General features: G+C 43.6%; 3 protein-coding genes and 2 pseudogenes. 3 read left to right on the top strand and 2 right to left on the bottom strand.

The annotated features are described in order from the left end of the window. Nucleotides 1–150: 150 nt before the first annotated feature. Both PX484_RS07765 and PX484_RS07760 read left to right on the top strand, forming a co-directional pair. Nucleotides 151–429, top strand: a pseudogene (locus PX484_RS07765) (zinc ribbon domain-containing protein); the annotation flags it as partial. 313 nt (nucleotides 430–742) lie between these two features. Further along, entirely contained in the window at nucleotides 743–1,108 is a 366-nt protein-coding gene (locus PX484_RS07760) for a DUF1815 family protein (RefSeq protein WP_002801757.1), read from the top strand. 44 nt (nucleotides 1,109–1,152) lie between these two features. On the opposite strand, the gene PX484_RS07755 is transcribed toward PX484_RS07760, so the two are convergent. Both PX484_RS07755 and PX484_RS07750 read right to left on the bottom strand, forming a co-directional pair. After that, nucleotides 1,153–2,118, bottom strand: a complete 966-nt coding sequence (locus PX484_RS07755; RefSeq protein ID WP_002801758.1) for a glycosyltransferase family 2 protein — start codon at nucleotides 2,116–2,118, stop codon at nucleotides 1,153–1,155. Further along, the gene (locus tag PX484_RS07750) at nucleotides 2,115–3,773 is read right to left on the bottom strand and encodes an ArnT family glycosyltransferase (RefSeq protein ID WP_287670310.1); all 1,659 of its coding nucleotides are present in this window, start codon (nucleotides 3,771–3,773) and stop codon (nucleotides 2,115–2,117) included. Before PX484_RS07750 ends, PX484_RS07755 begins: the two co-directional genes overlap by 4 nt. 285 nt (nucleotides 3,774–4,058) lie before the next feature. Here PX484_RS07750 and PX484_RS07745 point away from each other — a divergent pair. Beyond that, nucleotides 4,059–4,469, top strand: a pseudogene (locus PX484_RS07745) (hypothetical protein); the annotation flags it as partial.

Here is a 4,469-nt window from a genome sequence, read left to right as displayed (position 1 = left end):
AGTGCCGACCATTGGAGGGATCGGGGGTAAAATTCAGGTACTTTTTCCCTGAAAATTAGGTAACTGACTACCTCAAAATCGGTAAAACCCTACACCCCACACCCCACACCCCACACCCTGCCCCCACCAACAAACTTTTTCAGCAGCCCCTATATAGAAGTTGACAGATTTTTTCCCAGTTCCAAGGCCTGTAGTAACTGCTTAAATCCTGTTGATAGCTTGAGTTTAGAGACTCGTAGTTGGCAATGTCCTAAGTGTGGAGAAACCCACGATAGAGACATCAATGCTGCTAAGAATATTCGAGATGAAGGTTTACGAATTTTGGCGGTAGGGCATACCGCTACTGCTTCTGGAGGGAGAGTAAGACCAAGTAAAGGCAATGCTTTTGCAAGGCATCTCCCCGTGAACGAAGAATCCCCACGCCTTTAGGCAACGGGAGTGTCAAGTAATTGTCAATCTAGATTTGCGAACTTTTTTGTCGAAACTGGATCATAAACTTTAAAAATAGGCATGATGGGAATAGTTGGGATATAGGAGGTGGAAAGATGGATAAACTGGTGGCTTTGTAGTTATATATACTTGGCGAACTCAGGAATTCACGCTACCCTAGGCCTCGGGTTCTTTACATTTTGTTGCTTAACATCCGTAAAAAAACCTGGTTCACATATCTTATTCTCTCAAAAAAGAATCTTAAAAAAGTATTAAGGTTTTATAATTGAGGAGTGTTATCAGGAGGAAAATTGTGTTTAAACGACTTGCAGAACAGCATCGCCAACTGGTCAAAGACTTAGTCATGGATTTACAGGCCTTAGCGATCGCACTAGAAAATCAAGGTTATCTAGCATCTTGCTACACCTGTGGCGGTCAAATGAACAGCGCATCCTTTATGGTGGGATTGGGGGAAACCCATCTAATTCGGTTTCTCGTGTCCGATTACGGCATCACTTGGACAGAAATGCGCGATGATCGAGAGTTAATGAAACTCGAAGGCGCGGAAGCCATCAGCCAACTACAGGAATTAGCCAATCTGATTAAATATCAAATTTCGCCAGCGGAATTTATTGACAAAAAACCCTCCTCCGTGCTGCAACGGTTAGAGACGGTTTAACCCGATATATGACCTAGACCTGTATGTTTAGTGAACTTTTTTCCCTAACCTTTTGGCCAACTGTTAGCTAGATAAGCCATTCGTTTCATCTCTTTTCGTCCCCGGGAGACGGAATCGAGGATCATGCCACAGGTCAAACTTAAAAAGGCTAAAAGCATGATCGAGGCCGATAAAATGGCGGTGGGAAAACGTGGTACTAAGCCAGTTTCGAGGTATTCAAACAGGACGGGGATCGCTAAGAGGAGGGAAATAACCGCCAAAATGAGCGAGACAAGGCTAAAAAAGAGAAAAGGACGAATTTCTTTAAAAAGTAGGATAGCGGTTCCCAATACCCGCCAGCCATCTTGAAAGGTTTTTAACTTACTTTGGGAACCTTCGGGACGTTCCCCGTAGAGGGTTGGTTCTTCAGCGAAGGGAATTTTTAATTCTAAAGCGTGGATAGTTAACTCGGTTTCAATCTCGAAACCATTGGATAAAGCGGGAAAAGATTTGACGAAACGACGGGAAAAGACACGATAACCGGAGAGCATATCGATTAAACGCGCTCCAAACAGAAATTTAACGAATCCTGTTAAAAACAGATTACCAGCGCGATGACCCCGGCGATAAGCCTGGGAGGATTTTACCGCTTCCCGACGCGCACCGACCACCATATCCAATTGTTCCCCCAACATTCGTTCAATTAAGCGACGTACTGCCGCAATTTCGTAGGTATCATCACCATCAATAAGAATATAGATATCGGCCTCGATATCGGCAAACATCCGCCGGACAACATTGCCTTTTCCCGGTTGGATTTCCTGACGCACGATCGCCCCCGCTTTCAGTGCTTCGGTCACGGTATCATCGGTAGAGCGGTTGTTATAAACATATATTGCCGCTTCTGGCAAAAAAGTTTGAAATTGGGAGACAACTTTAGCGATCGTTAGTTCTTCATTGTGACAGGGAATGATGGCGGCGATACGGTAGTTTTTCAGGGAAATCGGCGGAATAGCGGTCATTTCGATCATGGCTGACGACAATGTTTAATGATAGTTAGGGGTGTTTCTTGACGTTGGACGGCATGAACAATGGGACAATGGGGGAAAGCTTGGAAATAATCGTATCGGGATATAGCTAGATAATAATCGGGGTCGGCGGCCTTTCCCCAAGCAAAGTCATCTCGATAGATCATTGTCAGGTTTCGTTGGTGATTCTCTACCATTTCCGCCGCAAACATCGGACCGGCAACGACAATGGTAGAGTTAGCGGCGGCATTTTGATTAAGCCATTCCATCCCCTCTTTGAGACTTAATCCCCAGTAATCGGTTTCCTGTTGACCTTGGGCCGCTTTTAAGCCTCCGTAGGCGCGGTTATAGTAGGTGTATTCGTAGGGATGTAGGCTAATCATGTCGTGGACAATGAGGCTAAAGTTGAGGATTAGCAGGGTAGTGAGAAAGATTTTTATTGACTTTTGTTTGAGTTTATGGTATGTCCAAATAATGGCCGTAGTTGCGATCGCTGCTAGGGCGGGAATGACAAATAAAAAGTGACGGATGCCGTCGTAGAGAGTAGATTGACGCAGGATAGCAACGGTAGGCAGTAAAAACGCTTGGAGTACGGTGATTAGGGCGCAAGCACGCTGGGTTGGCGTTAATTTGGTCATTTTTGTCAAAATCCCAATTACACCGACCAGGGCGGCGATTTGCAGGAGGACGGGGGTGGTGAGGGAAAATAGCCGGGGTAGATAGTACCACGGTAGGGAACGACCGGGGATATTTTGACCGTCAAAGAGAACCGTATTATCCCAGATGTTATACTTTGACATGAGGGTTATCGCTTCGATAAACCAAGTAATCGGGGTTCTCCAAGCGGCAGGATGGACTATATAGGTTGTTATTGCCCAAAAAATTATAATAACTGCGTATAGGGGCAGAAAACGCCAGAGAGTTTTGGGGAGGGTTTTGATATCCCATCGGGCCACCAGATGGGCGAAGATGAGATAAAAGAGGATAAAAAAGCCACCGATGCGAATTCCGGTGATTAAACCAGCGAGAACCCCGTAGAGACAAGAATAAACGGTTAAACGGTTAAATCCTAGTTTAATAGCCTGATTTTCGGATCGAAAATATTTATCTAGCAATAGGGAACCAGCGAAGGTTCCGAGGGTGAACATGGCTGCAAAGGGAATATCTTTGGGATTAAAGAAGCTATGACCCCAAAAAGCGGGAAATAGGGCTAAAATTAGCGCACCTAACCAAGCAGATTCGATTCCTGCTAGGATAGCGACGATTCCCACCACCGATAGATAGGTAATCAGGGAAAAAAGAAAGGTGACGACGTGCTTAACCCGGGTTATTTGCCAGATCCTCGATAGCCATTCCTCCTTATCGGTGGGATTGGGGGGAAGATTGGGGGTAGCAGGGAAAAAATTTTCTTTGGTTTCATAGATAAGTTGGGATATGTAGTTAAAATAAAAGCCGTAATGACGCGACATTTCTGATATGGGCTTGTTTTCTCGGATATATTCGAGATTATGATTGACCATATCCACTTCGATCGGTTCGTCCCAAGTGATACCATAGTTTCCGACAACCGATAAACCGATTATCGCCAGAACTAGGATGACCGATAGAATTTTTAGATAAGCTTGCTTGACCGAGATTAACCCTTTTCTGGACTTCATGGGCGATCGAGTCAGTATGGTGGGCAATTTTATCACCTTAGTATATCAAAATTTGGTCAACTTGCCCAAAGACGTTTTTTGGAGTCAAAAGTTTCCGTTTGTATTTGTTAGCCAAACATGGTATATCAAGTAAAAAGCTATCAGCTAAAAGGCCGACTCATCCCAGAGCTAGTAATTAGTCTAATGGCACAGTAAAAACTAATAACTGATTGGCTTTTGCTGAAAGTAAACAGTCCTATTGGGTTTAGTTTTCTCGTCGAAGTCACCAAAATTATTGATTAAATTATGGCATTATTAAAACGGTTCACCCTCACTCATCCCCTCTTCTGGGCAGTAGTTTATTTTATCGGATTAGGGATTTTATCAGTTATCTTAGGTCAAGATGTTAGTTGGGATTTACGCAATTATCATTTTTATAATCCCTATATGTTATTAACGGGACGTTTTAAGTATGATGTCCTACCCGCACAGATACAAACTTTCTTTAATCCTTTGATGGATGTTCCTTTTTTCGTTGCTATTTATTACTTAAAACTACCTCCTGTGGTGGTTGGTTTTTTCTTGGGAGGATTTCACGGTTTAAATCAGTGGTTGGTTCATTTAATCACTTATCACTCCTTCGATAAGGTTTGCGAAAGATACAAGATAACTTTAAGCATAGCGGCAGCAATTACCAGTATTTTTGGGGCAGCTTTT

The sequence above is a fragment of the Microcystis sp. M49636_WE2 genome (assembly GCF_030065375.1).
GTDB lineage: Bacteria > Cyanobacteriota > Cyanobacteriia > Cyanobacteriales > Microcystaceae > Microcystis > Microcystis aeruginosa_C.
The sequence above is the reverse complement of the archived record's forward strand: the minus strand, read 5'-3'. Positions and strand labels throughout refer to the sequence as shown.